17 protein-coding genes are annotated in these 26,059 nt (G+C 36.7%); 12 read left to right on the top strand and 5 right to left on the bottom strand.

The window, feature by feature from the left end; translation table 11 throughout:
* Positions 1 to 9 precede the first annotated feature (9 nt).
* Entirely contained in the window at positions 10 to 1,173 is a 1,164-nt protein-coding gene (locus BGO84_RS14465; protein WP_291030239.1) for a DUF1343 domain-containing protein, read from the bottom strand.
* 558 nt (positions 1,174 to 1,731) lie between these two features.
* Here BGO84_RS14465 and BGO84_RS14460 point away from each other — a divergent pair.
* The 7 genes from BGO84_RS14460 to BGO84_RS14430 all read left to right on the top strand — a co-directional run bounded on the left by BGO84_RS14460 (position 1,732) and on the right by BGO84_RS14430 (position 16,531).
* Complete coding sequence (locus BGO84_RS14460) at positions 1,732 to 3,588, top strand: PQQ-binding-like beta-propeller repeat protein (protein ID WP_291030237.1); 1,857 nt, start codon at positions 1,732 to 1,734, stop codon at positions 3,586 to 3,588.
* 151 nt (positions 3,589 to 3,739) lie between these two features.
* Positions 3,740 to 7,108 (top strand): TonB-dependent receptor, encoded by a 3,369-nt coding sequence (locus BGO84_RS14455; protein ID WP_291030235.1) that lies wholly within the window; start codon positions 3,740 to 3,742, stop codon positions 7,106 to 7,108.
* An 11-nt stretch (positions 7,109 to 7,119) separates the two neighbouring features.
* Complete coding sequence (locus BGO84_RS14450) at positions 7,120 to 8,880, top strand: RagB/SusD family nutrient uptake outer membrane protein (protein WP_291030233.1); 1,761 nt, start codon at positions 7,120 to 7,122, stop codon at positions 8,878 to 8,880.
* A gap of 108 nt (positions 8,881 to 8,988) precedes the next feature.
* Positions 8,989 to 11,529 (top strand): glycoside hydrolase family 9 protein, encoded by a 2,541-nt coding sequence (locus BGO84_RS14445; protein ID WP_291030231.1) that lies wholly within the window; start codon positions 8,989 to 8,991, stop codon positions 11,527 to 11,529.
* Between the two features lie 14 nt (positions 11,530 to 11,543).
* Positions 11,544 to 14,567 carry a xanthan lyase gene (locus tag BGO84_RS14440; protein ID WP_291030229.1) on the top strand — a complete coding sequence of 1,008 codons (3,024 nt, stop codon included), beginning with the start codon at positions 11,544 to 11,546 and terminating at the stop codon, positions 14,565 to 14,567.
* Between the two features lie 355 nt (positions 14,568 to 14,922).
* The gene (locus BGO84_RS14435; RefSeq protein WP_291030227.1) at positions 14,923 to 16,047 is read left to right on the top strand and encodes a DEAD/DEAH box helicase; all 1,125 of its coding nucleotides are present in this window, start codon (positions 14,923 to 14,925) and stop codon (positions 16,045 to 16,047) included.
* Between the two features lie 28 nt (positions 16,048 to 16,075).
* Positions 16,076 to 16,531 carry a cold-shock protein gene (locus tag BGO84_RS14430; protein WP_291030225.1) on the top strand — a complete coding sequence of 152 codons (456 nt, stop codon included), beginning with the start codon at positions 16,076 to 16,078 and terminating at the stop codon, positions 16,529 to 16,531.
* 14 nt (positions 16,532 to 16,545) lie between these two features.
* Here BGO84_RS14430 and BGO84_RS14425 read toward each other — a convergent pair whose 3' ends face one another.
* The 3 genes from BGO84_RS14425 to BGO84_RS14415 all read right to left on the bottom strand — a co-directional run bounded on the left by BGO84_RS14425 (position 16,546) and on the right by BGO84_RS14415 (position 19,845).
* Positions 16,546 to 17,394 (bottom strand): hypothetical protein, encoded by an 849-nt coding sequence (locus BGO84_RS14425; protein ID WP_135104082.1) that lies wholly within the window; start codon positions 17,392 to 17,394, stop codon positions 16,546 to 16,548.
* A gap of 71 nt (positions 17,395 to 17,465) precedes the next feature.
* Positions 17,466 to 18,614, bottom strand: coding sequence for a dipeptide epimerase (locus BGO84_RS14420; protein ID WP_291030223.1), 1,149 nt, complete (start codon positions 18,612 to 18,614; stop codon positions 17,466 to 17,468).
* A gap of 25 nt (positions 18,615 to 18,639) precedes the next feature.
* The gene (locus BGO84_RS14415; RefSeq protein ID WP_291030220.1) at positions 18,640 to 19,845 is read right to left on the bottom strand and encodes an SH3 domain-containing C40 family peptidase; all 1,206 of its coding nucleotides are present in this window, start codon (positions 19,843 to 19,845) and stop codon (positions 18,640 to 18,642) included.
* Positions 19,846 to 20,151: 306 nt separating this feature from the next.
* Here BGO84_RS14415 and BGO84_RS14410 point away from each other — a divergent pair, with 306 nt between their 5' ends.
* On the top strand, positions 20,152 to 21,414 hold the full coding sequence (locus tag BGO84_RS14410) for a putative DNA modification/repair radical SAM protein (RefSeq protein WP_291030218.1): 1,263 nt from the start codon (positions 20,152 to 20,154) through the stop codon (positions 21,412 to 21,414).
* Complete coding sequence (locus BGO84_RS14405) at positions 21,414 to 22,175, top strand: TIGR03915 family putative DNA repair protein (RefSeq protein WP_291030216.1); 762 nt, start codon at positions 21,414 to 21,416, stop codon at positions 22,173 to 22,175. Before BGO84_RS14410 ends, BGO84_RS14405 begins: the two co-directional genes overlap by 1 nt.
* Positions 22,176 to 22,279: 104 nt before the next feature.
* On the opposite strand, the gene BGO84_RS14400 is transcribed toward BGO84_RS14405, so the two are convergent.
* Positions 22,280 to 23,116, bottom strand: coding sequence for an energy transducer TonB (locus tag BGO84_RS14400; RefSeq protein WP_291030214.1), 837 nt, complete (start codon positions 23,114 to 23,116; stop codon positions 22,280 to 22,282).
* Between the two features lie 218 nt (positions 23,117 to 23,334).
* Between BGO84_RS14400 and BGO84_RS14395 the strand changes: the two genes are divergently transcribed.
* The 3 genes from BGO84_RS14395 to porV all read left to right on the top strand — a co-directional run bounded on the left by BGO84_RS14395 (position 23,335) and on the right by porV (position 26,054).
* Positions 23,335 to 24,072, top strand: a complete 738-nt coding sequence (locus tag BGO84_RS14395) for a polyprenol monophosphomannose synthase (protein WP_291030212.1) — start codon at positions 23,335 to 23,337, stop codon at positions 24,070 to 24,072.
* Positions 24,073 to 24,115: 43 nt separating this feature from the next.
* On the top strand, positions 24,116 to 24,742 hold the full coding sequence (locus BGO84_RS14390) for a fumarylacetoacetate hydrolase family protein (protein WP_291030210.1): 627 nt from the start codon (positions 24,116 to 24,118) through the stop codon (positions 24,740 to 24,742).
* 145 nt (positions 24,743 to 24,887) lie between these two features.
* On the top strand, positions 24,888 to 26,054 hold the full coding sequence (gene porV / locus BGO84_RS14385; protein WP_006842734.1) for a type IX secretion system outer membrane channel protein PorV: 1,167 nt from the start codon (positions 24,888 to 24,890) through the stop codon (positions 26,052 to 26,054).
* Positions 26,055 to 26,059 lie beyond the last annotated feature (5 nt).

Here is a 26,059-nt window from a genome sequence, read left to right as displayed (position 1 = left end):
ACTGTTTTTTTATTCTTCGTATAATAAATAAGGCTTCCGCTGATTCTTGAAGTTTTCAACGTCATCTTTCCACATTTCTTTAATCTCTGAGGCAGATTTTCCTTGTTTGATCATATTTCGTACATAGCTTACTCCAATGAGTTTTTCAAAAAAAGGAGTAAAGAACTTGTCTCCCATGTTTAAATTTTTATATGCATCTATAATATACGAGAGATCAATTCCTTTCTTGTATATATCTTCGTCGGATATGTTTCTTAAATCAACTCCATAGCATTTTTGATTTAAAAGAGGCGGATTCTTTGCTCCGGGTATGCTTTTGGGTGTGAAAGAGAATGCGTATCCTTTCATTTGAGGATGACCATATACCTGAAATGGATAAGTTGTACCTCGTCCCAAACTCACAGGTGTCCCTTCGAATAAGCACGTTGATGGATACAGATATATTGATTTCATATTCGGCAAATTCGGAGATGGAGCTATCGGCAATTCATAAAGAGTTTTATGAGTGTAATTTTTGCATTTAATGATTGTCAGGTCACATATATGGTTTTCACTAAGCCAATGTTCTCCATTCACCATCAGAGCCAACTCTCCTAAAGTCATTCCATGTACTACGGGTATCGGGAGCCATCCTACGCCAGATTTATATTTCATGTCTAGTATCGGCCCATCTACATAATGTCCATTTGGATTAGGACGATCTAAGACGATAAATTTTTTGTTATATTCTGCACATACATCCATAAGTCTTACCATTGTAATATAATAGGTGTAGAATCGAAGACCAACATCCTGTATGTCAAATAGCATAACATCAAATGAATCCATCGCTTCTTTACTTGGCTTGCGACTATTGCCGTCATATAAGGATCTTATAGGTATACCTGTTTTTTTGTCCACCGAATTCGAAACATGTTCTCCTGCGTCAGCATCACCTCTAAATCCATGTTCGGGAGAGAAGATAGACGTTACATTAACTTTCTCTTGTACTAATATATCTACTAAGTGTTTATTTCCAACCATGCCTGTATGGTTAGATAATACAGCTATACGTTTATCTTTTAATAATGGTATGTATTCTTCTGTTAATTCCGCAGCAACCGTCGGGCTATTTTGTCCGTACATGTTTGCCATAAAAAGCAATAAAAGGGCTATATTCAAAAGTTTTTTCATAGTTTAATCCTTTGATTGTTAATTCTAATTCGAACTCCAAAGATAAGAGATTAGAGATTATATAGTTCAGTGGCTTTAATTTTATTAGGATTACACAACAAATATAAGAGGATATCTTTAATTAGGCATCTTTATCGTTATAATAAATTGTTAAATTAACAATAATTTAGTGTTATATACAAATATTTGCTTTGTTGGCAATGCTGCTATATATTTATTTCTTTAAGTATCTTTGTTTAGTTCTTATTTTTGGTCTGTATTTTCTCTTTTTATAGTTGTTTTTAGTATTTGGAGTGGTTTGATGATATTAATATATATTGTTTTCTGCTTATTTGGGTTCGTGTGCTTTTTCTCTTTTATATGTCTAACATATTATCTATTAGGTATCTATTTTACTCTTGTGAATATTATATTGTATAAAATTTATGTATAAAATATAATAAATATTAAAATTGATGAATGACTCAAAAAATGTATCTAAAAACCTTATATATTTGTATAGTTCAAGTCGGGAAGTGATCTTATTTATTCAGCTTAATCTATACAAACCTTGTTTATATGAAGAACCTATCTTGCCGTTTACCTCTATTAATATCCTTATTGTTGCTTGCTGGAATAATAAAAGGGCAAAGTTTCAATTTTGCTCTAGTAACAGATACGCATGTAACGAAAGATTCTTTGGCTTGTAATGATTTAAAACGTACTGTTGATCAGATCAATAAAACGCCCGATATTAGTTTTGTTTTGGTTACGGGTGATTTAACTGAAGAGGGAGATAGGGCATCTTTAGAAAAGGTAAAAAGTTTGTTGGATCAACTTAATGTGAAATATTATCCGTTATCGGGCAATCATGAGACTAAATGGAGCGAATCCGGTGCTACTGATTTTGGACATATTTTCGGCTCAGAACGATTTAAGTTCGAATATAATGGAATTACATTTCTAGGATTTGCTACAGGGCCAATAATTCGGATGATGGATGGGCATGTTGCTCCGCAAGATATCGCATGGTTGAAAAATGAATTTTCATCTGCTAAGCCAAACACTCCTTTTGTTCTTGTAACACACTATCCTTTACAAGATGGAGATGTCGATAATTGGTATGAAGTAACAGATTTGGCAAGGAAATACAACGTTAAAGTAATTTTAGGAGGTCATTATCATCGTAACCTATTGTTTTCTTATGATGGGATACCCGGTATTTTGAATAGATCTAACTTGCGAGATAAATCGGATGGATTGGGAGGCTATTCCTTATATAGAGTAACACCAGACTCAATATTGGTTTATGAACATAAAATAGGACAAGAGCCTAAAAAATGGGGCGGGTATTCTTTATCTAAAAAATATTACACTGAAGATAATTCTATTTATAAGCGACCGTCAGACTCTGTAAATCACATTTATCCTCAAGTAAAAGAAAAATGGATTACAAATATAGGCAACACTATATATTCATCCCCTGTTGTTTATCAGAATAAAGTTTATGTTGGAGATGATTCGGGCATTCTATCTTGTTTGGCTTTGCGAGACGGGAAGGAGATTTGGCGCTTTAAAACAAATAACAGAATTGTTGGTACTCCAGCTGTAAGTAATAATATTGTTGTTTTTGGGTCTGCAGATAAGTATATATATGGAATACATGCAAATACCGGTAACCAGATATGGAAATATCCGGCTAAAGAAGCTGTTTTAGGAGCCGTCGCAATTGAAGATGGAATTGCTTATATTGGGGCTAGTGATCATACAATGAGAGCTATAAATATAAAAGATGGCTCGCTTGTCTGGGAGTACAGTCAGGTTGAAGGGTATATAGAGACTCGTCCTTTAATTTATGAAGACAAGGTTATTTTCGGAGCTTGGGATAATAATATGTACGCTTTGGATAGAAAGACGGGTGGTCTTTTGTGGAAATGGAATGGCGGTTTGACTCGTATGCATTTTTCTCCGGCAGCAGTGTGGCCTGTAGCCGCACATGGTAAGGTGTTTTTTACAGCTCCGGATAGGGTAATGACCGCTGTAGATGCACAAACGGGCAACACAGTTTGGCGCACAAAAGAATCAATGGTTCGTGAGACAATAGGCCTATCCATCGATAAAACCAGACTGTATAGTAAAACAATGCAAGATAGTGTTGTTTGTTATTCAGCATTAAGTGATACACCGAATAAAATATGGTCTGTTAATGCCGTTTATGGATATGATCATGCCCCATCAATGCCAGTGGAAAAGGATAATATTGTATATGGCAGTACCAAGAATGGAGTTGTTTTCGCTTTAGATGCGAGAACGGGCAAACTATTATGGAAACATAAAAAAGGTAATTCATTAATAAATACAGTAGTTCCTGTAGGCAATAAAGAATGTCTATTTTCTTCTAGTGAAGGGATTGTTGGTGTTCTGTCTGCTCAATAAAAAAAGAAAATCAGAAATTAAATATTTGTATAACCTTTTATTAAATAAACGTATGAAAAAAAAGCTATAAGCCTAAAATTAATCCTTAATCTTCTCATGTTTTATACTTATTAAGAAAAAGTATTTTTAAAATTTTAATAAACAAAGTATTATGAATAACTCAAAAACAAACAGAAAAACACTGTCAAAGAGAATTCTTTGTTTGTTAGCTATTGGGCTGGTTTGCTCATTTGCCATGAGTGTTTATGCTTCGGGGACGAAGTTAAATACATTTATGGAGCAACAACAAGCAAAGGTAACTATTCAAGGGAAAGTTATAGATTCTAAAGGAGAACCACTGATTGGTGTTAGCGTAACCGTGAAAGGAACAACAAACGGAACTCTCACTGATATGGATGGGGAATATAGTATTTCCACTACAGCTAATGCAACGTTGACTTTTACATATGTGGGGTATAAACCACAATCAATAGCGATAGGGAATCAAAAAACAATTAATGTAACAATGATAGAAGATGCTCAAATGATGAGCGAGGTTGTTGTTGTTGGTTTTGGTGTGCAGAAAAAAGAAAACTTAACAGGGGCTGTGGCTTCTGTTGATGTAGAGAAGGCATTAGGTAGTAAGCCTCTTACTGATGTGACAAAAGCGCTGCAAGGTATTACGCCTGGTTTGACAATTACATATAATAGTGGAAATTTAGGTGCAGGAGCTAAAATGAACATTCGTGGTGTTGGAACTATTATTGACGGAAAGGAAGCCGGAGAGCCTCTAGTATTGGTTGATGGTGTTCCTACTGATTTGACATTAATAAATCCGGCTGATATTGCAAATGTATCTGTTCTAAAAGATGCCTCTTCTGCTTCTATTTATGGAGCAAGAGCTGCTTTTGGTGTGATATTGATTACCACCAAAAAAGGACGGGCAGAAGGAGACAAGGTTAAATTCAGTTATAGTGGTAATATGGCTTTTAGTAAACCTAGCAATCTGGTTAAATTTGTAGATCCCGTTGATGAGCTTCCTGTGCTAATGGCTGCCTCTCAGCGTAATACTCCAGGATCAAGGTCTGAATCTTTTGGGATGTATCATGATGTATTGCTTCCAGGAATTATAAAATGGAAGGAAAAATATGCCTCTAGCAGATCCTTTGATAACAAAGAAATGATTTATGGTGAAGATTGGGAAATTATTGATGGGCGTGCTTATACCTATCGGGTATGGGATGCTCACAAAGAAATGTTAAAAGATTGGACTCCGCAACAGACTCATAATCTTTCTGCACAAGGTCGCTTAGGTGATAACTCGACTTTCCTTATTTCATTAGGTTATGTTGATCAGTCTGGTTTCATGAGAATCAACACAGATAAATTGAAGCGTTATAATGCAAATTTGAGTCTTGATACAAAGCTAGCAAAATGGTTGACTTCAAGTGTTGGTATGTTATTTACTCGTAAAGATTTTAAAGAGCCTTTCAATTATTATAATTCCAGCGGTCTTAATACTATCGAAGGGGAAAACGGATATTTTGGGTATTATATGCGTTGGGGACAATATTTCCCTTATGGAACATATCAAGGAAAGTATTTCCGTCATGCTCCAGGCTTTATGAACGCAGCTAATATGAATACCCTTCAAACAGACTTGATGAGACTTAATGCATCTTTAACTGCTGATATAACAAAAGATTTGCAGTTTAAAGCAGAATATAGTTTTACAACTGAAACAATGGATCGTACAATAAATGGACATCCTGTTCAATTATTAGACTTTTGGTCTGGAGGTTGGGATCCTAATAACATAATGGGAACAGCATATAAATATGTACAGGCAGTAGGTAGTGCATATGATAAAATTGCATTAGGTAATAGTAAAGATCAAACTCATGTATTGAATGCGTACGGAACATATTCTAAAAGAATATCAGATAATCATAATTTAAAAGTAACAGCAGGTACGAATATTGAAAAGAATGAGTTCAAGCGTTTTTATGCAGAACGTAGAAATGTTATGGATCAAGCTCTACCAGATATACAGCTTGCAACGGGGGCTCAATATACAACATCGACTTGGAATATATTAAAACCTGCGCACAACGAATATGCTATTGCTGGATTTTTCGGACGTGTGAATTATGATTATAAAGGAAAATATTTACTAGAACTTAACGGACGATACGATGGGTCTTCTAATTTCCCTATAGGTCATTTATGGGCATTTTTCCCTTCAGGGTCAGTCGGATACCGTATAACAGAAGAGCCATTTATGCAAGGGATTAAAAATATTATGAATGACTTGAAGCTAAGAGCATCAGCGGGATCTGTTGGAAATCAGAATGTAAAGGCAAATGCTTTTCGACCAATGATGAACATTGAAAGTGCTGACTGGATTGTTGGAGGAACATTAGTTCCTACAGTTGCTGCTCCGGGCTTAGTAGATAAAGACTTGTCGTGGGAAAAAATAAGAACATATGATATCGGACTCGATGCAAAGTTCTTAAACAATATGTTCGGTATAAGTTTTGATTGGTATCAACGCGAAAATAAGGGAATTCTGAGATATGGAAAGACTCTACCTCAAGGTACAGGGACTACAGCGCCATTAACTAATGCAGGAGATATAAGAACTAGAGGGTATGAACTTTCTGTAGATTTTAATTATCCGATCAACAAGGATATAACGATATATGCTAGTGCTGCTTTATCTGATTATCAAACAGAGGTAACAAAATGGGATAATCCTACAAATTCTTTAGGCGAATTTTATAAAGGGATGAAGGTTGGAGAAATTTGGGGATTTGAGACTGATCGCCTTTTCCAGAAAGATGATTTTAATGCTGATGGAACATTTAAAACAGGAATTGCAAGTCAATCGAAATTAATAACTGGTAGCTTTAAATATGGTCCTGGAGACGTTAAGTATAAAGATTTAGACAAAGATGGAGAGATCACATCGGGAGATCGTACTGCAGATAATCCTGGAGATATGAAAGTGATAGGAAATTCTACACCTCGCTATCAATATAATTTCCGTGTTGGGGCTAATTTCTATGGATTTGATATCGATGTATTTTTCCAAGGAGTAGGTAAACGTGATTATTGGGCTAGTTCTGACTTAATTTTGCCTTTATATAACCGTGCCGATGCTTTATATGCCCATCAAATGGATTATTGGACAGAAGATAATACTGACGCATTCTTCCCGAATCCATATTTTCCTCATGCAAGTAATGCTGTAGGTCAAGGTGTAACCGGATCAAATAATTTTGTGTCTCAATCAAGATATCTGTTAAGTATGGCATATCTTCGTCTAAAGAATGTAACACTTGGTTATACTTTACCGACTACTTTAACTAGCAAAATAGGCGTAGATAAAGTAAGGGTTTATTTCAGTGGTCAAAACCTTGCTGAATTTAAGAATAGCCGTTTGCCTGTCGATCCTGAGATTAATGAGACAGAAGCTGCTTGGGGGCGTACATATCCATATCCAAGAACATTGTCATTTGGATTACAAGTTAATTTCTAAATTTTACGATTATGAAGAAAATTAAAAAATATATAAGTCTGGCTATAATCGGAGGAACAATGGCTTTCTTTACTTCATGTAATGATTTCCTTGAAAGAGACCCTCTCGATGGTTTTACAGATCAAAATTATTGGACAAGTGAAGCCAATGTGAAAACATATGCATGGAAATTTTACAATCAATTTAAAGCGTATGGTATCGGTACAGGCACAACTGCTGAGTTCTTTTTTCAAAGTGCAGGAGCTACAACTTGTGCTAACTTCTCAGATGATATAACAGCAAACTCTTATTTGCCATATCAGCCCAATCCAAGTAGCTCTAACACAGAATGGAGAGATAATTATGAGTATATTAATCGAGCAAATATTATGCTCGAAAAGATACCTACTGTACCAATGACAGATGAAGCCAAAAATCATTGGGAAGGTGTCGCTCGTTTCTATAGGGCTCTAGCGTATTATAAATTGGTTCAACGCTTTGGAGATGTCCCATATTACGATAAACGAGTGACGGATATTAATAATGTGCAGGTAGTGTATCTTCCTAGAACTAGCCGTAGCGATGTGATGGATAAGGTTCGTGAAGATATAAATAAAGCCGTAACATTGTTAAGGGAAGCCGATGAAGCTAATTCTGTAAATAAATATGTAGGGCTTGCTCTTAAAGCTAGGATTGGTCTTTATGAGGGTACTTACCGAAAATATCATAATGCTGGGGATGGAAAGGTTTTCTTACAAGATGCTAAAAGTGCTGCTGAGGATATTATTGCTTCAACGAAATTTAAATTAGTTACAGGAGCAGATGCCTATCAGTCTGTTTATAATTCGGAAGACTTAAGCAAAAACTCAGAAATGATTTTATATAAGTCATATATTCTTGGAGTACAGGCTAATTCTATTCAGGCTTATACGAACACATCTACAGTTGTAAATGGGATGACAAAGGCAGCTTTTGAAAATTATGTGTGTGCTGATGGTCTTCCAATCTCTCAATCACCATTGTATACTTCAACTAAGGATTTTCAAGAAACATTAAAGAATAGGGATCCTCGTTTATTAGCAGCGGTTGAAAAAGAGGGTATAAGTTTTAGAGGTTCTGATAAATCATTATCAAGATCGAGAAAATCGTCTACAGGATATGTTATTAGTTTATTCTATAACTCTGCATCTCCTAATATAACAACCACAGGACAAAATACAATTGATGCTCCAATATTTAGTTATGCAGAGGTATTGCTAAATTATGCAGAAGCGAGTGCGGAGCTAAAGGAAATTACACAAGCGGATTTGGATAAATCTATCAATCTATTAAGAGCCAGAGCAGGCATAAAAAAACTTACATATGTAACTGAGGATAATGTTCAGGTTGACGGAGTAACAATCAATGATCCAAAACGTACAAGTGTTTTAGAAAATAAGACAGGAGCTGTTTCTTCTATTATATGGGAAATTCGTCGTGAGCGCAGAGCAGAACTTATGACATGGACAGAGCTTCGTTATTATGACCTTATGCGTTGGAAAAAGGGAGATTATCTTGATTATACTTCAAATCCCGATGTTGCTTTAGGTGCATATTTAGATAAAAGTAAATTATCAGAGAATGAAAAGAAAAATATAACGTTAAACGATGATGGTTATATTAAAGTATATCCTAGTAACAATAGAGTATTTGATGCTGGTAAAAATTATTTAAATTCAATTCCAACAGGGCAAATCGATTTATATAAAGGGGAAGGTGTTGATTTACCTCAAAATCCAGGATGGAATAAATAATGTTATAAATTCTACCTTCTTTATATAATTAGATTTATACATTCTGTATAGAAGGAGACATCGTGGGATGCCAAGTTGTCTCCTTCTTTTATCTTAATCTTTTGTTACATGAAACAGCATCGCTTAGTCGCTTTTTTTATTTTTTGCATGATGGTTTCCCTGTCTTATGGACAATCTTCATGGGTAAGGATAAATCAATTGGGATATCTACCCAAAGATATCAAAGTTGCAGTGTTGATCTCAACTGAAGAAATTACCCCCGATTTATCTTTTCGTGGCAATAGAGGACAACCTCCCGTGTTGCCTACAACTCAACATGGTACCCCTGATTTTTCTCTTGTTGATGCAAAAACCGGAAAAGTAGTATACAGCGGACTGGGAAAAATTGCAGATGCTGCATATTGGGGATTAAAATCGGCTTTTCGTCTCGATTTTTCTTCTGTTCAGGGAGAAGGCGATTATTATATTGAAGCTGCCGGCGTTAAATCTCCTCAATTTAAGATTGGAGCAGATATTTACGAAGGGTCTGTTGACTTTATGCTCAATTATATGCGCCGTCAACGTTGCGGGCATAATAATTTTTTAGGTACCGTTTGTCACCAACATGATGGTTTTATTGTTGAGCATCCTACCCGTACTGGGGAACATATTGATGTTCGTGGTGGTTGGCATGACGCAGACGATAAATTACAATATGTTACTACCACAGCAAGTGCTATCTATCACATGATGTTAGCTTATTATCAGGCAAAAGATAAAACAATTTTTAAAGACAATTATCGTGCTGATGCTAGTCCTGGCAGTAACGGAATTCCGGATATCTTAGATGAAATCCGTTGGGGATTAGACTGGCTATCCAGAATGAACCCTGCGCCTAAAGAAATGTATAACCAGATAGCTGATGATCGAGACCATGCCGGTTATGGGTTGCCTCAAAACGATAATGTTGATTATGGTTGGGGACCTGGTAAGGGGCGACCGGTTTATTTTATTACCGGAGAGCCTCAAGATTTACCTAATCCCAGAAATGGAGAGATTCAACTGAACCGTACTACCGGAGTGGCTTCCTCTGCAGGTAAATTTGCTTCCTGTTTTGCTTTGGGAGCCGAACTTTTCAAGAATATAGATCCTACTTTTGCTCAAGTACTATCAGATAAGGCAGAGCCTGCCTATCAATTTGCTCTTGAGCATCCCGGAAATACTCAAACAGTTTGTGTAGTTTCCCCTTATTTTTACGAAGAAGACAATTATGTGGATGATATAGAGTTAGCGGCTGCTACATTTTATACTCTTACCAAAGAGCCTAAATGGCGTGCCGAAGGAGACTATTGGGGACAACTTGAACCCGTTAATCCTTTGTGGGCATTTGGATTTGCACGTCACTATCAATTCTATCCTTTTGTTAATCAAGGACATCACCTGATGGCAAAATCTCAAGATACAGTAACAAGTAAAAAATTCACCGACTTTATGCGTCAAGGATTACAAACTATTCGAAACCGTGCAGGAAATGAGCCGTTTATGAATGGTGTGCCTTATGTGTGGTGTGCTAACTTTGCCGTTATTGGTGCCGCTTCTTATGCTCATCAATATAAAGAGGTCTCAGGAGATAGTTCTTTTCAAGAGATGGAAGCTGCTTTACGTGATTGGATTTTAGGTTGTAATCTTTGGGGATTCTCTTTTATAGGAGGCTTTCCTGAAGGAGGCGTTTCTTCCAGAACAGACGAAACTCGTTTGGGGGGATTGGTTGACGGTCCCATTAATGAAGGTTGGCATGATACATTCTTGGGCGTCCCAAAAGTGAGTCGCAGTAATGATCCTTTAGCTGCCTTTCAGAATGGTCCGGCTGTATTTCATCAAGATTCTTATGGAACTAATGAGCCTGTGATCGATGGTACTTGTTACATGATATATTACCTCTCCATAATGGAGCAATTAGGAAGAAAACAGTCTAGTAAACTAAATAATACGGTAACTGATGCCTATGGAGCCACTGTTAGAATCAATACGGATAAAAAAGTAATTCATTTAATTTTTTCTGCAGATTCAGTATTTGAGGGAGCTTCATCTATTCTCAATACTTTAGATAATAATAAAATTAAAGCATCTTTTTTTCTTACAGGAAATTGCCTGCGAATGAAAGAACATAAAGAAATGATTAATAAAATTATTAAAAAAGGACATTATGTAGGAGGACATTCAGATAAGCATCTGTTGTATGCATCTTGGGGAAATAGGGGTCAGTCTCTTGTTACATCAGATAGCCTTATTAATGATTTAAGGCAAAATATGAAAGAACTCGAAAAGCATGGAGTAAAACAATCTGATGTGAATTATTATTTGCCTCCGTATGAGTGGTATAATAAGGAAAATGTGAACTTAATTGAATCGCAAAATCAGATAACGATTAACTTTACTCCCGGATTGAGAACAGCTGCCGATTATACGACCCCGGATATGAAAAACTACATGTCTTCTCAACAGATAATAGACCAGCTGTTTGCATATGAAAAAGCAAATACATTGGATGGCGCTATAATTCTTATTCATCCAGGAACTCATCCTGATAGAAAAGATAAATTATATTTGAGATTAAATGAAATTATAAAAGGTTTAGCAAAAAGAGGTTATTCTTTTGAGCGTTTATGATAAATTAAATTATAATGAAAAGGAGTTTTTTTTTCAATGTTTCTCTTTTATTTCTCTCATTTTTTATAGTGAATGAAATAAAAGCTCAAATTATTCCCGATAGTATTAAAGATAATATTGGAACATACCTGACAGAATTTGCCAACAAGGATGTAAAAACAGGGAGAATAAAAATAGACTCTGTCAACATGAAAGGGAAAACTATAAGCTTCTTTGCTGGAGTAAACCTTTCCTATATTCCTTTTCAGAAAAATGAAGTAGATGCCATTTATAATAAAATCAAAAATCTACTTCCTGAAAAATATAAAAAATACAAAGTCGAATTGATTACAGATACCCGAAAAGTAGAAGATTTGGTTTTGTTTGGAAAAGAAAAAAAGCAGCTATTTGCTAACATGCTTGATAAACCATTAGTGGCAAACCTCTCTCAACCGTACATTGCTGACCAAGGGTTGCTGAATCATCACCTGGCTATATGGCAAAGCCACGGATGGTATTACGAACAAAAGTTAGCACGCTGGGAGTGGCAGCGGGCTCGTATCTTTCAGACTGTGGAAGATTTATATACTCAAAGTTATGTATTGCCATACTTAGTACCTATGCTCGAAAATGCAGGTGCAAATGTTTTGTTGCCTCGCGAACGTGATATACAGCGACATGAAATAATTGTAGATAACGATAGAAACAAAGATAAATCGATATATAAAGAAATTAATGGAAAAGACAGCTGGACAGCTGGCTACTATGAAGGATTTGCATATTTGAAAGAGTCATATCTGGATGGAGAAAATCCATTCAGATCAGGCTCTTACAAAGAAGTAAAGACAATGAAGAACGGAGAAGAAAGTCGATGTGAATGGATTCCTGATATTCCTGAAAAGGGTAAATATGGGGTGTATATATCTTATAAGACATTAGCTAATAGTACAGATGATGCCCGATATACAGTATATCATAAGGGTGGAAAAACTGACTTTAGTATTAATCAAAAGATGGGTGGAGGTACATGGATATTTCTGGGTTATTTTTCTTTTGATAAGGGTATAAATGAAAATTGTAAGGTTGTATTGACCAATAAAAGCAATAAAGCCGGACGTATATTGACTGCTGATGCTGTTAAAATAGGAGGAGGAATGGGTAATATTGCAAGACTGCCTCATGCCAGCGGTGTTGTAACCGACAATACTAAAAGTTCCGAAACTATTGAAAATGACAATATAAAGAAACTTCCGGCGATAGATTATAAACCTGAGGTGAGCGGTTATCCTCGTTATACAGAGGGTGCTCGTTACTGGTTGCAATGGGCTGGTGCTCCCGATAGTATATACAACAAGAGCGAAGGAAAAAATGACTATACCGACGATTATCAAAGTAGAGGTTTCTGGGTAAATTATATTGCAGGGGGTTCTTCGGTATTACCTAAAAAGGACGGACTGAATATTCCGATAGACCTTGCGATGGCTTTTCATACCGATGCCGGTACTACCTTCAACGATTCTATTATTGGAAGCCTCGGTATTTATATGACTCATCACAATGATGAAAAGTTTGAAAATGGTAAGACTCGCTGGGCTTCTCGTGACCTTACCGAACTGATAATGGATGAGATCGTAAAAGATATTCGCCGCGAGTATGAACCGCAGTGGACTCGTCGTCAGATGTGGAACCGTTCTTATAGCGAAGCCCGTGTTCCGCATGTGCCTACCATGTTGTTGGAATTACTGTCGCATCAGAATTTTGCAGATATGAAATATGGGCTCGATCCTCGTTTTCGTTTTACCGTTAGCCGTTCCATATATAAAGGTATGCTCAAATTCGTGGCTCATCAATATGGCTATGATTATGTTGTGCAGCCATTACCTGTAAGATCGTTTAGTGCGCAATTTTCCGGGGATACTCAGGTGGAATTAAAATGGAAGCCGGTAGATGATGTTACTGAGCCAAGCGCAAAGCCTGATCAATATATCGTATATACACGTATAGGCGATGGAGACTTTGATAATGGGAAGGTGGTGAATGGTACAAGTGCGATTATGCCGATCGAAAAAGAAGTATTATATAGCTTCAAGATAACCGCTGTAAACAAAGGAGGGCAAAGCTTTCCTTCTGAAATACTTTCGGTATGTAAGAAGTCGGAAGAGAAAGGGCAAGTGCTTATTGTCAATGGATTTGATAGACTATCTGCTCCTTATAGTTTTGCTTCGAGAGATAGCATTGGTGGATTTTTAGACTTTATTGACCATGGAGTGCCGGATAAAGTAGAGTATAATTATATTGGAAGCCAATACGAATTCAGGAGGGTAATACCTTGGATGGATGACGATGCAGCAGGCTTTGGTGCAAGCAATGCGAATTATGAAACAACAGTTGTTGCCGGAAATACATTTGACTATCCGTCTATGCATGGGCGATCTATTGCTGCAGCAGGATACTCGTTCGTGTCTGTAAGCCGTGATGCTATATTGGACGGAGCTGTGAATATGAACTCTTACAAATTAGTAGATTTGATATTAGGGAAACAACGACAGACAAAAATTGGTAGAGGAGTAAGTCCTGTTGAGTTCAAGACATTTACTAAAGAGTTGCAAAGCAAAATTACTGATTATTGTAAACAAGGAGGAAATATCTTTATAAGCGGAGCTTATGTAGCTTCTGATCTGTGGGATACGGAAAAACCTCAAATAGAAGATCAAAAGTTTGCTGCTGATGTGTTAAAATATAAATGGAGAGTAGGGCGTGCAGCCGTTGAGGGGAAAGTAAAAACAATAGCGTCTCCATTCCCTGCATTTTCTGGTAACTATGAGTTTTATACAAAACTCAATTCCTTAGCTTATGCTGTAGAATCACCTGATGCTTTAGAACCAGCCGGAGATAATAGTTATACAGTATTCAGATATACAGAGAATAATCTTAGTGCCGGTATTGCTCATGATGGCGATTACAAAACATGTGTAATTGGTTTTCCTTTCGAAGCGATAAAAGATCAAGCAGAAAGAGACAGTCTGATGTCAAATATTCTTTCTTTTATGTTTAAATAAAGGAAAAAGGAGGAAGTGTCCTGGAATAATACAAATTATTTCAGGACACTTTTTTATTTCGTCTATGTCGTTTTATTCCCCTATATACTAGAGGGTTTTATCAAATAAAACCCGAAGAATACAATAAGTCGATTTGTTTTCGTATCTTTGTCTTTTGAACAATCGAGTTTATATTGTATCTTTCTTCGCAATGTTTTGCTCCGCCACTGTTTTAGCGGAACTTCCCATCGTAAAAAATGACGTCAAAATTAACTTTCTTGTTTATTTTATTAACAAGTTACGGAAATGTGTTGCACAGTGTTCGTAACACATTATTCAATTATAAAATCTGTAGTAGATTACAGTTAAACTATTTATGACATTTAAAGAATTAAATATTATTGAGCCGATATTAAAGGCTCTGGAAGAAAAAGGATATACAACGCCAACTCCTATACAAGAAAAAGCTATTATTCCGGCTTTAACTAATCGGGATATTTTAGGATTGGCACAAACAGGTACAGGTAAAACCGCCGCCTTCTCACTGCCTATCATTCAGCAACTTTATTTGAATAAAGTTAGTGGCAAAAAGAGAGAAATAAGAGCTTTAATATTAACTCCTACACGAGAACTGGCAATCCAAATAAACGACAGCCTCAATGACTATACTCAGTATACAGGACTTCGTCACTGTGTTATATATGGAGGAGTGAAGCAAAAAGCGCAAACAGATGAACTAAAAACAGGAATTGATATATTAGTTGCTACACCGGGACGACTATTGGATTTGATTAATCAGGGTTTTATAAATCTGGACTCTATACGTCATTTCGTTCTTGACGAAGCTGACCGTATGTTAGATATGGGTTTTATTCATGATATTAAACGTCTGCTGCCTAAGTTGCCGAAAGAGAAACAAACTTTGTTTTTCTCTGCTACTATGCCATCTACAATAGCTTCCTTGTCTCGCTCTATTCTGCGAGATCCTCTTAAGGTAGAAGTTACACCTGCATCATCTGTTATAGATACTATTAAACAATATTTGTATTTTGTAGAGAAACAAGAAAAGAAAGACTTGTTAATCAATTTGTTGAAAAAAGATAAAAAGCAATCTGTTTTAGTTTTTTCCCGCACGAAGCATGGAGCAGACAAAATTGCACGTCTTCTTTGTAAAGCAGGGATCGGTAGCGAAGCTATTCATGGCAACAAATCTCAAAATGCACGTCAACGTGCGTTGAATAATTTCAAGTCGCAAAAAACACGAGTTCTCATTGCTACGGATATTGCTGCAAGGGGGATAGATGTGGATCAACTGGAGTTGGTTATCAATTATGATTTGCCCGATGTTCCCGAAACTTATGTGCATCGTATCGGCCGTACCGGACGTGCAGGTAATAGTGGAACTGCTCTTACTTTCTGTTCGGCGGAAGAGAATGCAATGCTAAATGATATTCAGAAACTAACAGGAAAGAAGTTGAATCAATTATCAATTCCAGCGTAACAAATATAAAAACATAAATATATAATTAATGGCAAAATCAAATTCATTTAACAAAAGAGAAATAGAAAAAAACAAACAGCAAAAGAGAAAAGAAAAACAACAGAAAAGAGAGGAAAGGCGAAATGCTCCTGTCGATTCATTTGAAGATATGATCGCTTATGTGGATGAAAATGGTGTTATAACCAGTACACCTCCCACTCAGACAAATAAACAAGATATAGAAATAGAAGATATCGCTATTTCAACGCCTAAGAAAGAAGATGTAGAAGATCCTATCTTCAATGGCCGTGTAGAATACTTTAATCAGGATAAGGGGTATGGCTTTATTAAACACACAGGTAGCACAGAAAAATACTTTTTCCATGTAAGCAGCACTTTAGTTCCCATTGAAGAAGGCAATATGGTGACATTCGAATTGGAGCGAGGCCAAAAAGGTATGAATGCTGTAAGAATCACTCTGGCTAATAAGGAAGATAAAAAGTAATATAGATACCTTATCTATATTAACTGTCCGTTTTCCTTATGATATTCAATCAGTCCTTTTATCGGATTTTCAATAATAACATCAATGTATATTCCTAAGTCTTGAGCTATTTCTCTTAAGATGAAGGAGTACATTTTTGCTATAGATCCTACAAAGCGTATAGGATATTCCGTATATTCATATTGAAGGATATTCCTTTCAAAGAAAGATCGTAGATTCTTTCTGACTAAATTATTGATATAAGGATGTTCGAGATATTCGTATAGAAAGAATGACAAGACGGATAAGAGTTTGTTTGGGAATGGCTTAGAATAAATATAATCCATGATCTCATCCGGATCAATCTTATACTTTCTGTAGAATGGCTCTATAAGCTCAGTAGGAGCTAATCCTTTTAAACAATCTGCAAGAAATATCTTACCTAAGGAAGCGCCACTTCCCTCGTCCCCAAGGATATATCCCAAAGGTTTCACATTCTTTATTATAGTATCCCCATCATATAGACACGAGTTAGAGCCGGTTCCCAAAATACAAGCAATGCCGGCTTCGTTTTTAAATAGGGAACGAGCCGAACCCAAAAGGTCACTTTCGATGATCGATGGTGTTTTAAACTGGGCTTCAAGTGAAGCTTTTACTACATTCTTCTTTTCAAGTGAAGAACAGCCCGCACCATAGAAATGTATGGTATGGAATTTAGTCTTAAAAAAGATCGGTGGCAATTGTAGCCGAATAGAACGACTTATCTCCTTTCTTGTCTGGAAAAAAGGATTAATACCATCGGACAAGAAATGTTCTACAATTCCACTTCTGTCCACCAGGCACCACTCTGTCTTTGTAGAGCCGCTTTCAGCTAGTAATATCACGTATTCTTATGTATTAAATTTATGCAAAGATAGATAAATAAATATAATTCATCATCAAAAAACTATTTAGATCACCCGACTTTCTCTATTCCGATTCCGGGCTTATCATCCAGATGTAACTTACCATTTATAACTGTTACTCCTTTGAAGCAGTCATTACTGATCAATAGATTCCCATCCAGATCGGCCCAATCTACAGCCGGTGATAATTGCGTTGCGGCAGAGATGGCACAAGACGTTTCGGTCATACAGCCTATCATTACTTTCATGTTGGCTGCCCGTGCTACAGTTTGTATTTTCCAAGCTTCACGCATGCCTGTACACTTCATTAACTTGATATTTACTCCGGTGAAAGCTCCTTTTAGCCGCAGCACATCTTGAAGACGTTGAAAAGACTCATCAGCAAATATAGGTAGCGGGCTTCTTTCTGTAATCCATGCGGCATCTTCCAGATTGTACTTGGGCATTGGTTGTTCGATCATGACTATACCTTTTTCTTTTAGCCAGTTGATCATGTCCAATGCATAATGTTTATCTTTCCATCCCTGATTGGCATCCACGGCTATAGGCTTGTCGGTTACTGTCCGTATAGCCTCTATCATCTGCTTGTCATTTTCTCTTCCGAGCTTTACCTTCAGTATATTGTATAATGGTGCAGCCTCTCTGGTTTTTTGTTTAACAATCTCATCCGTATCGATACCAATCGTAAACGTTGTAGATGGTGTTTTCTCTTTGTCCAACCCCCATATTTTATACCAGGGCTGATTCATTATTTTGCCTACCAAATCATGCAATGCAATATCTATAGAAGCCTTAGCCGCAGTATTATTCTCTGTTATTTTGTCGATATAGGTGAGTATATCATCCAGTTCAAACGGACTGGAAAATTGTTCGAGATCTACTTTTTTCAGAAATTCGATTACCGAAGCTTGGGTTTCGCCCAAATAGGGAGGGAGAGAAGCTTCTCCATAGCCTGTTATACCATCGTATGTAATTTCAGTCAGTACAACAGGTGTTGTTGTGCGTGAAGAATTAGCAATAGTGAATACATGGCGCAATTGCAGATCGTATGGCTTAAAGCTTAATTTCATTTTCTTATTTAATGAAATAGTCTTCTTATTGTTTTGAGCAAATGCTGCTAATGGATTGCCGGGGAATAATCCACTTCCTATTGTTGTTAAAGCTGCTGTTTTTAGAAAATTACGTCTCGATTGTGACATGATTCGATATATTAGGTATGATGAATTACTTATAGAATGAATTGTTTGATATAGACCATATTCCCGATCCTTCTTTATCTATGGCCCCTATTATGCGCGAAGCTCTGATAAATTCTTTTGTATTCACTTCGTCATAATCATTGTCTTTAGGATCGAGGCTGCTGATACGTATATACCCTGATGCATGAATAAATTTATTGTTGCCAATATAAAATGCGACATGACGTATGCGTTCTTTTTTATCCTTTTCAGCTTTTTTTCCAAAAAACATCAAATCTCCGGGTTGTAAGTTTCCATATCCATTGCTTACATCAATCGGTATGCCCGTATGTACCTGTTGTGAGGCATCTCTCATCAGAATAATACCGTGCATCAGTGCTATTGTTTTGGTAAATCCGCTACAATCCATACCCTTTACCGATGTACCACCCCATACATAGGGAATCCCCATCAAGGTGTATGCCTTTTTCACAAAGTCGTCCCCTGATATTGTAATTCCGGCAAGCCAGTCTTCATATTTTTTACTTTGGCTTTTTAGTATATATGCTTTTCGTCCATCGGGGTATGATACTTTATAAAAATCTCCAACCTCGCCTTCCTCTTTCAGGATGTTGCAACTGACTAGATCCGATACAGTCTGACTTTGTGTATCAGGTGCAGAATATGCAAACCCAAAATAGTCTGTAAATATTATTTTTTTAGCCGAGTTCCAATTCTCAAATTCAGTTTTAGTCATCGGGTGATAATTTATTTCCTGAGTCCAAGCTATGTATCCATCAGGTGTTTGTATGCGACTCCATCCATCTTTTTGCAAAATTCGGATTGGTGTTCCGAGGGTAGCCTGAGTAGCCATTTCTGCCGAGAATTTGCCTTCAACTCGGATGTCGGCAACAGATAAGGTTATCACACCATAAGTTTTGTCTCCTAAATCTTTATCGGGTAATAATTTTATCTTATCCGTGAAGTTTTTCCCATAGATTTTTTCAGACTGCTTTATTAATTCATTATATGCAGCAATGTCGGATGTAACTCCTGATAATGTAGGATTCTTTTCGTGATCATCTACTTTTATATCAAACACTTTTACTCTTTTGTCAGGGATATGTTTCTCTCTGATATTGTTGAGGATTGTCTCTAGTTCTGCATGCTTGTAAATTTGTTTGTCTGTATTTTGCGCATATAATACAGAATAACATATACATAAAGCAATCAGTGTGCATATTTTTTTCATAACGGCAGGCCTGAATAATTTATTAGATGTGATATTACAAATATATGCAAAATAAGGATTTCCGCAGAGTTTTACTTTGTGTTTTCTCTTTTTGCATGGTTAAAATAGTTTAAAATATATATCTAAACACTAATTTGATGCATGTGCCTTTATGCTCGACTTTAACGATACATTTTGCTTAATAGTAATAAAATATTTTATTGTAAATTGCATGTAATTAGTGCTTTAATTATTTTTCAACAAAAGGTCTTATTTTAAATTATTTTATAATAGCCTCTCTTTTAAAATGCTTTTCTTTGTATTTCTATGAATGATAATGTACTCGAAAAACTGAAGGTATTGGCAGAGTCGGCAAAGTATGACGTTTCTTGCTCTTCCAGTGGAACTGTCCGCAAAAATAAAGCGGGCGGACTCGGGAATACTGTAGGTGGTATGGGGATATGTCATAGTTTTACGGAAGATGGGCGTTGCGTTTCTTTGTTGAAAATTATGCTAACCAACTACTGTATTTATGATTGTGCATATTGTATCAACCGTAGGAGTAATGATATTCGTAGAGCTACTTTCACCGTCCAAGAATTGGTTGATCTTACAATTGAGTTTTATCGTCGCAACTATATCGAAGGTCTTTTTCTTAGTTCGGGCGTTATCAACAACCCAGACTATACGATGGAGCGTATGGTGAGAGTCATAAAAAATCTCAGAACTGTACAACGATTCAACGGATATATTCACATGAAAAGCATACCCGGTGCTAGTCAGGAATTGATTAGTGAAGCTGGATTGTATGCCGATCGTATGAGTGTAAATCTGGAAATACCTACAGAGGTAAATCTGAAACTTTTGGCTCCCGAAAAAGATCATCGCAGTGTATACAAGCCGATGCGTTATATTCAGCAGGGGATGCAACAAAGTATAGAAGACAGGCGGAAGTTTCGTTCTGCACCACGCTTTGTTCCTGCCGGACAGAGTACGCAAATGATAGTAGGTGCAACCAATGAGCAGGATAAGGATATCTTGCGCGTATCTTCCGTTCTTTATCAACAGACACAGATGAGGCGTGTATACTATTCGGGCTTTATTCCGGTAAATAGTTATGATACTCGTTTGCCAGCACTAAAGCAGGCTCCATTGGTGAGGGAAAATCGCTTATATCAGGCCGACTGGCTGATGCGTTTTTATCAGTATAGAGCTGACGAAATCGTAGACGATGCATATCCTGATCTTGATCTCGAGATAGACCCGAAATTGGCATGGGCACTGCGGCATCCCGAGATGTTTCCGGTGGATATTAACAAAGCCGACTATGTAATGATTCTTCGTGTGCCCGGTATTGGGGTTAAGTCAGCCCAGTATATTGTAACTTCGCGTCGGCATGGTAGATTGAATGCCTCACATCTTAAAAAGATTGGAGTGGTGATGAAGAAAGCGCAGTATTTTATTACTTGCAACGAGCTGCCCATGTATACAGTCAACGAAGCTACGCCGGAGTATGTTCGCAAAATCCTTACTGAACCTAAAAAGCGAAAAGGTGATGATAGCCAGTTGTCTATAATATTCCCCGACTGATGATAGTGTTTTTTTACGATAAAACATTCGAAGGCTTATTGACCGCCATCTTTGATGCATATAGCCGAAAAGTATTTCCCGACAAATTACTTGCAGAAGGAGATATTGCTCCCATGTTTATGGATGATAGCTATACGGTGGTTACGCAAGAAGACAAAGCTACTCGGGTTTGGAAAGGATTAGAAAATAAACTATCGAAAGGAGCATGCAACATGCTTACCTATGTTTGGCTTTCGGAGGAAGAAGGAAGTGACGATCTTATGTTCCGTTATATTCGTAAAGCGCTTGATAATAAAATCTCTATAGAAACGAATTTTGCAGATAGCGATGTTTTGCAGATGAGTCAACTGGCTAGGAAAGTGTCCCACGAGGAACTCTATCTGAAACAGTTTGTGCGTTTTCAAAAAGCTGCTGACGATATATTCTTTGCACCTGTATTTTCCCGATATAATGCTCTTCCTTTGGCTATTGGTCATTTCAAAGATCGCTTTTCGGATCAAAAATGGGTTATCTATGATATGAAAAGAAAATATGGGTATTACTATGATCTGGATACAATGGTAGAGATTACCCTTGATAATGATGAACATTTGCTGGGTGGAAAATTAGATGAAAAGTTGATGGCTGAAGATGAAAAGTTATTTCAAGAGTTGTGGAAAGGTTATTTTAAGTCGATGACCATAAAAGAACGTATAAATCCAAAACTGCATCGTCAGCACATGCCAAAACGTTTTTGGAAATACCTTACTGAAAAGCAATAAGAAAGCTATAATAGTGTTTTTCTTGTCCTTTATCATCCTGATCGAAGAGAAATCAATATCGGATAAGGTAAAAACGCTATACAGCCTTCTTGGGCAGAGTACTTCTATTGTTTCAGTTTGAATACAATCGGAATTGTGAAATATACCTGAACAGGATTTCCGCTTTGCTTCCCAGGAATCCATTTTGGCATACTTTTTATAACTCTCATTGCTTCCTTGTCGCATGTCGGACTGATACCTTTTAATAATTCCAAGTTGGATATTTCACCGGTTTTACTAACAACGAATCTTACTATAACACGTCCCTGTGTTCCTATCTCTTGATCTACAACGGGGTATTTAAGGTTGGCACTTATAAATTTATACATTTCGGATTCACCACCAGGGAATTGGGGCATGATTTCTACTGCAATAAATGTCTCGGGTTTCTTTTCTGTTCCGCCCTTATCTGTTGGTGTCATTATGATTTCTATATCTTTTCGGACAGCATCAGGGTCAGTAGAACCATTTTCTACCTTGTATTTTCCAATGGCGTCTTTGCCTTTTGCAACCTCTTCCATTGTCACCATCTCTTCTTCATTATTGACTTTAGTGTCATCAACAATTGTTGGTGGAACAAACTTCGTCATTTGTATAAATTTAGGTGGTTCAGGAATTGGTGGTTTTTCAATCTCATCCACTTTGTTTAATGGCGGATCGATAACTACTATTGTATATTTATCTGTTATATTATCCGGCTTTATACCTGTTGCAGCTTTTACTGTACTGATGATTAACGGTAGAGCTGTTACAAAACCTACAAAAACTAAGATGATAGCAAAAGCGAGAATGTGTCGTTTCCAAGAAGATTGCCTTAAAGCGAATGCACCATATGATTTGTTTCTCCCTTCAAAAACTATGTCACACCATTCTGTTGAGTTTAGGTTTACTGCGTTTTTCATAACTGTATGTTTTAAATTGTTACTTAATCTTGTCTTTTTCTACTTAATAGATATTAAAGTCTCTGAAATTCCATAAAGAGGTATTAATTTTTTTTAATCTCATTGAAAAAGTTCTTTTAGCGAAATGGATATCGTAATATTTTAGTTTTTTTTGTCGGGCAAATTTTTATTTATCAATACTTAAAATGCTACATTTGTAACTTAATATATTGTAGGAAATGTCAGATTCAATAGTTATTATCCCGACTTATAACGAAAAGGAGAATATAGAGGCCATCACAAGGGCAGTGTTCGATCTACCAAAAGAGTTCGATATTCTGATTATAGACGATGGTTCTCCTGATGGAACCGCTTCTATTGTAAAGAGGCTTCAAACAGAGTTTCCCGAAAGGTTACATCTTGTGGAAAGAGCCGGTAAACTTGGTCTTGGAACGGCGTATATCGCAGGGTTTAAATGGGCTTTGGGACGCAGTTATGAGTATGTGTATGAGATGGATGCTGATTTTTCTCACAATCCGAACGATCTTCTCCGCTTGTATGAGGCATGTGTTAATCAAGGAGCCGATCTAGCGGTAGGCTCACGCTATTGTAGTGGCGTAAACGTTGTAAACTGGCCTATGGGCAGGGTCTTGATGTCTTATTTTGCTTCCAGATATGTGCGTTTTATTACGGGCATGAAGGTACATGACTCTACAGCCGGATTTGTTTGTTATCGGCGTGCAGTTCTAGAAACTATTGATTTGGACAATATTCGCTTCAAAGGATATGCCTTTCAGGTGGAAATGAAGTATACGGCACATTGTTTGAAATTTAATATAAAAGAGGTATCTATTATTTTTGTTAATCGGATGTTGGGTACTTCAAAAATGAGCTCCGGTATTTTTGCTGAAGGTGTAATCGGTGTAATTACAATGCGCTTGAGGCAAATGTTTGGCGGAATTCACAGAAAGAAATAAAAACTTGTGTATCTTTGTTGTATATTTTTTATACAGCAAAAAGATGAAGATTATTTGCGTAGGGCAAAATTATCAATCACATAATAAAGAAATGAACAGGGCATTATCGAATAGCGACGATGATCCTGTTCTTTTTATGAAACCCGATACATCTTTGCTTTCGGGAGACAAGAAAGATTTTTATATTCCTGATTTTTCTGCCGATATACACTACGAGGCTGAAGTTGTAGTTAAGATAAGTAAGATGGGTAAAAATATAGCAGAACGATTTGCTCATCGGTATTACGAAGAAGTTACTCTTGGTATCGACTTTACGGCAAGAGATATACAATCTGAACTTAAGAAAAAAGGACTTCCTTGGGAAATAGCTAAAGCCTTTGATAACTCGGCAGCCGTAGGACAGTTTGTTTCGAAAGGTAAATGGGACAAACAGATGGATGATTTGAACTTCAGTTTGTCTATTGACGGTAAGACGGTGCAATCGGCTAACACTACCGAAATGATACATCCGATAGATAAAATAATTGCATACGCCAGTCGGTTTTTTACGCTCAAAACCGGCGATTTAATCTTTACAGGCACACCCGCCGGAGTAGGGAAGGTGCAAATAGGAAATCATTTGTCAGGAGAGATAGAAGGAGAGAAATTGTTGGAAATATCTATTTGCTGACAAATTAGAATGTTAAATTTATACTAGATAACAATAAATATTATAAAAAATTGTTATCTATACATACTGAATAATTAAATAAGAAATCCGAACAAACTATAATTAAACCTTAGCAAATAAATTAATTACTTAAATAGTAGAATAAATGAAGAGTCTTTTGAGAAAAATCTTATTTGTAAATATTTTTGCATTACTTGCATTAGGCGCGTATGCACAAGATGACGTGAATCCGATACAAACGGCTATGCCGTCATTAAATATAGCTCCTGATGCCCGTGCAGGTGGGATGGGAGATGCCGGAGTGGCTACAGCACCGGATGTGTATTCCCAACACTGGAATGCTGCTAAATATGCATTTAGCCCAAGTAAGGCAGGTTTTGGAATATCATATACTCCATGGTTGAGAAAGATCATTAATGATATAGCACTAGTTTATGGTGTTGGTTACTATAAATTAGGGAATGAAAATAATCAGGCATTAAGTGCATCTATCCGTTACTTTTCTATCGGAGATGTGAAGGTTGTCACAGATTTGAATGACTTTAATGGTGTTGTATTAAGTCCGAACGAGTTGGCTATTGACTTAGCATATTCCCGTAAATTGACAGAGACTTTTTCCGGAGCTGTAACTGTGCGTTATATTCGTGCCGATTATACAGGAGCTTCTGAAGAAACTTCAGTAGGTAATGCTTTTGCCGCAGATATTTCGGGTTATAACGAATCTTATATCCGTACAGGGAGTTCAGAAAGTCTACTAAGTTTTGGTTTCAATATTTCTAATATTGGTACGAAAATTTCTACCAACGGAGATTCTCGAAACGAGTTCTTACCAACCAATCTGCGTTTAGGTGCTTCTCTTATGTATCCAATCAACGAGGTGAGTACAATATCATTCAGTGCAGACTTGAACAAGTATTTGGTTCCAACTCCTCCTGTTAAAAAAGAAGGGGAAACCAATGATGAATTCAGTAAACGCATGGCAGATTATCGAGATATTAACCCGATAGCGGGTATCTTCAAATCATTTGGTGATGCTCCCGGTGGATTCTCGGAAGAAATGAAAGAGATCGCATGGTCGCTTGGTGCAGAATATGATTATAATGATAAATTTCGTTTACGTACCGGTTACTTCCACGAAAACAAGATGAAAGGTAATCGTCAGTATCTTTCTTTTGGTGCAGGATTTAAGCTAAGTGCATTCCAACTGGATGTAGCATATTTGTTGGCTACCGCTCAACAAAATCCACTAGACCAAACATTGCGTTTTTCTCTAGGTTTTGATATTGATGCAATGAAAAATTTATTTAAGTAAATTAT

Origin of the sequence: Dysgonomonas sp. 37-18 (assembly GCF_001899125.1) — a bacterium.
Taxonomy (GTDB): Bacteria; Bacteroidota; Bacteroidia; order Bacteroidales; family Dysgonomonadaceae; genus Dysgonomonas.
The sequence above is the reverse complement of the archived record's forward strand: the minus strand, read 5'-3'. Positions and strand labels throughout refer to the sequence as shown.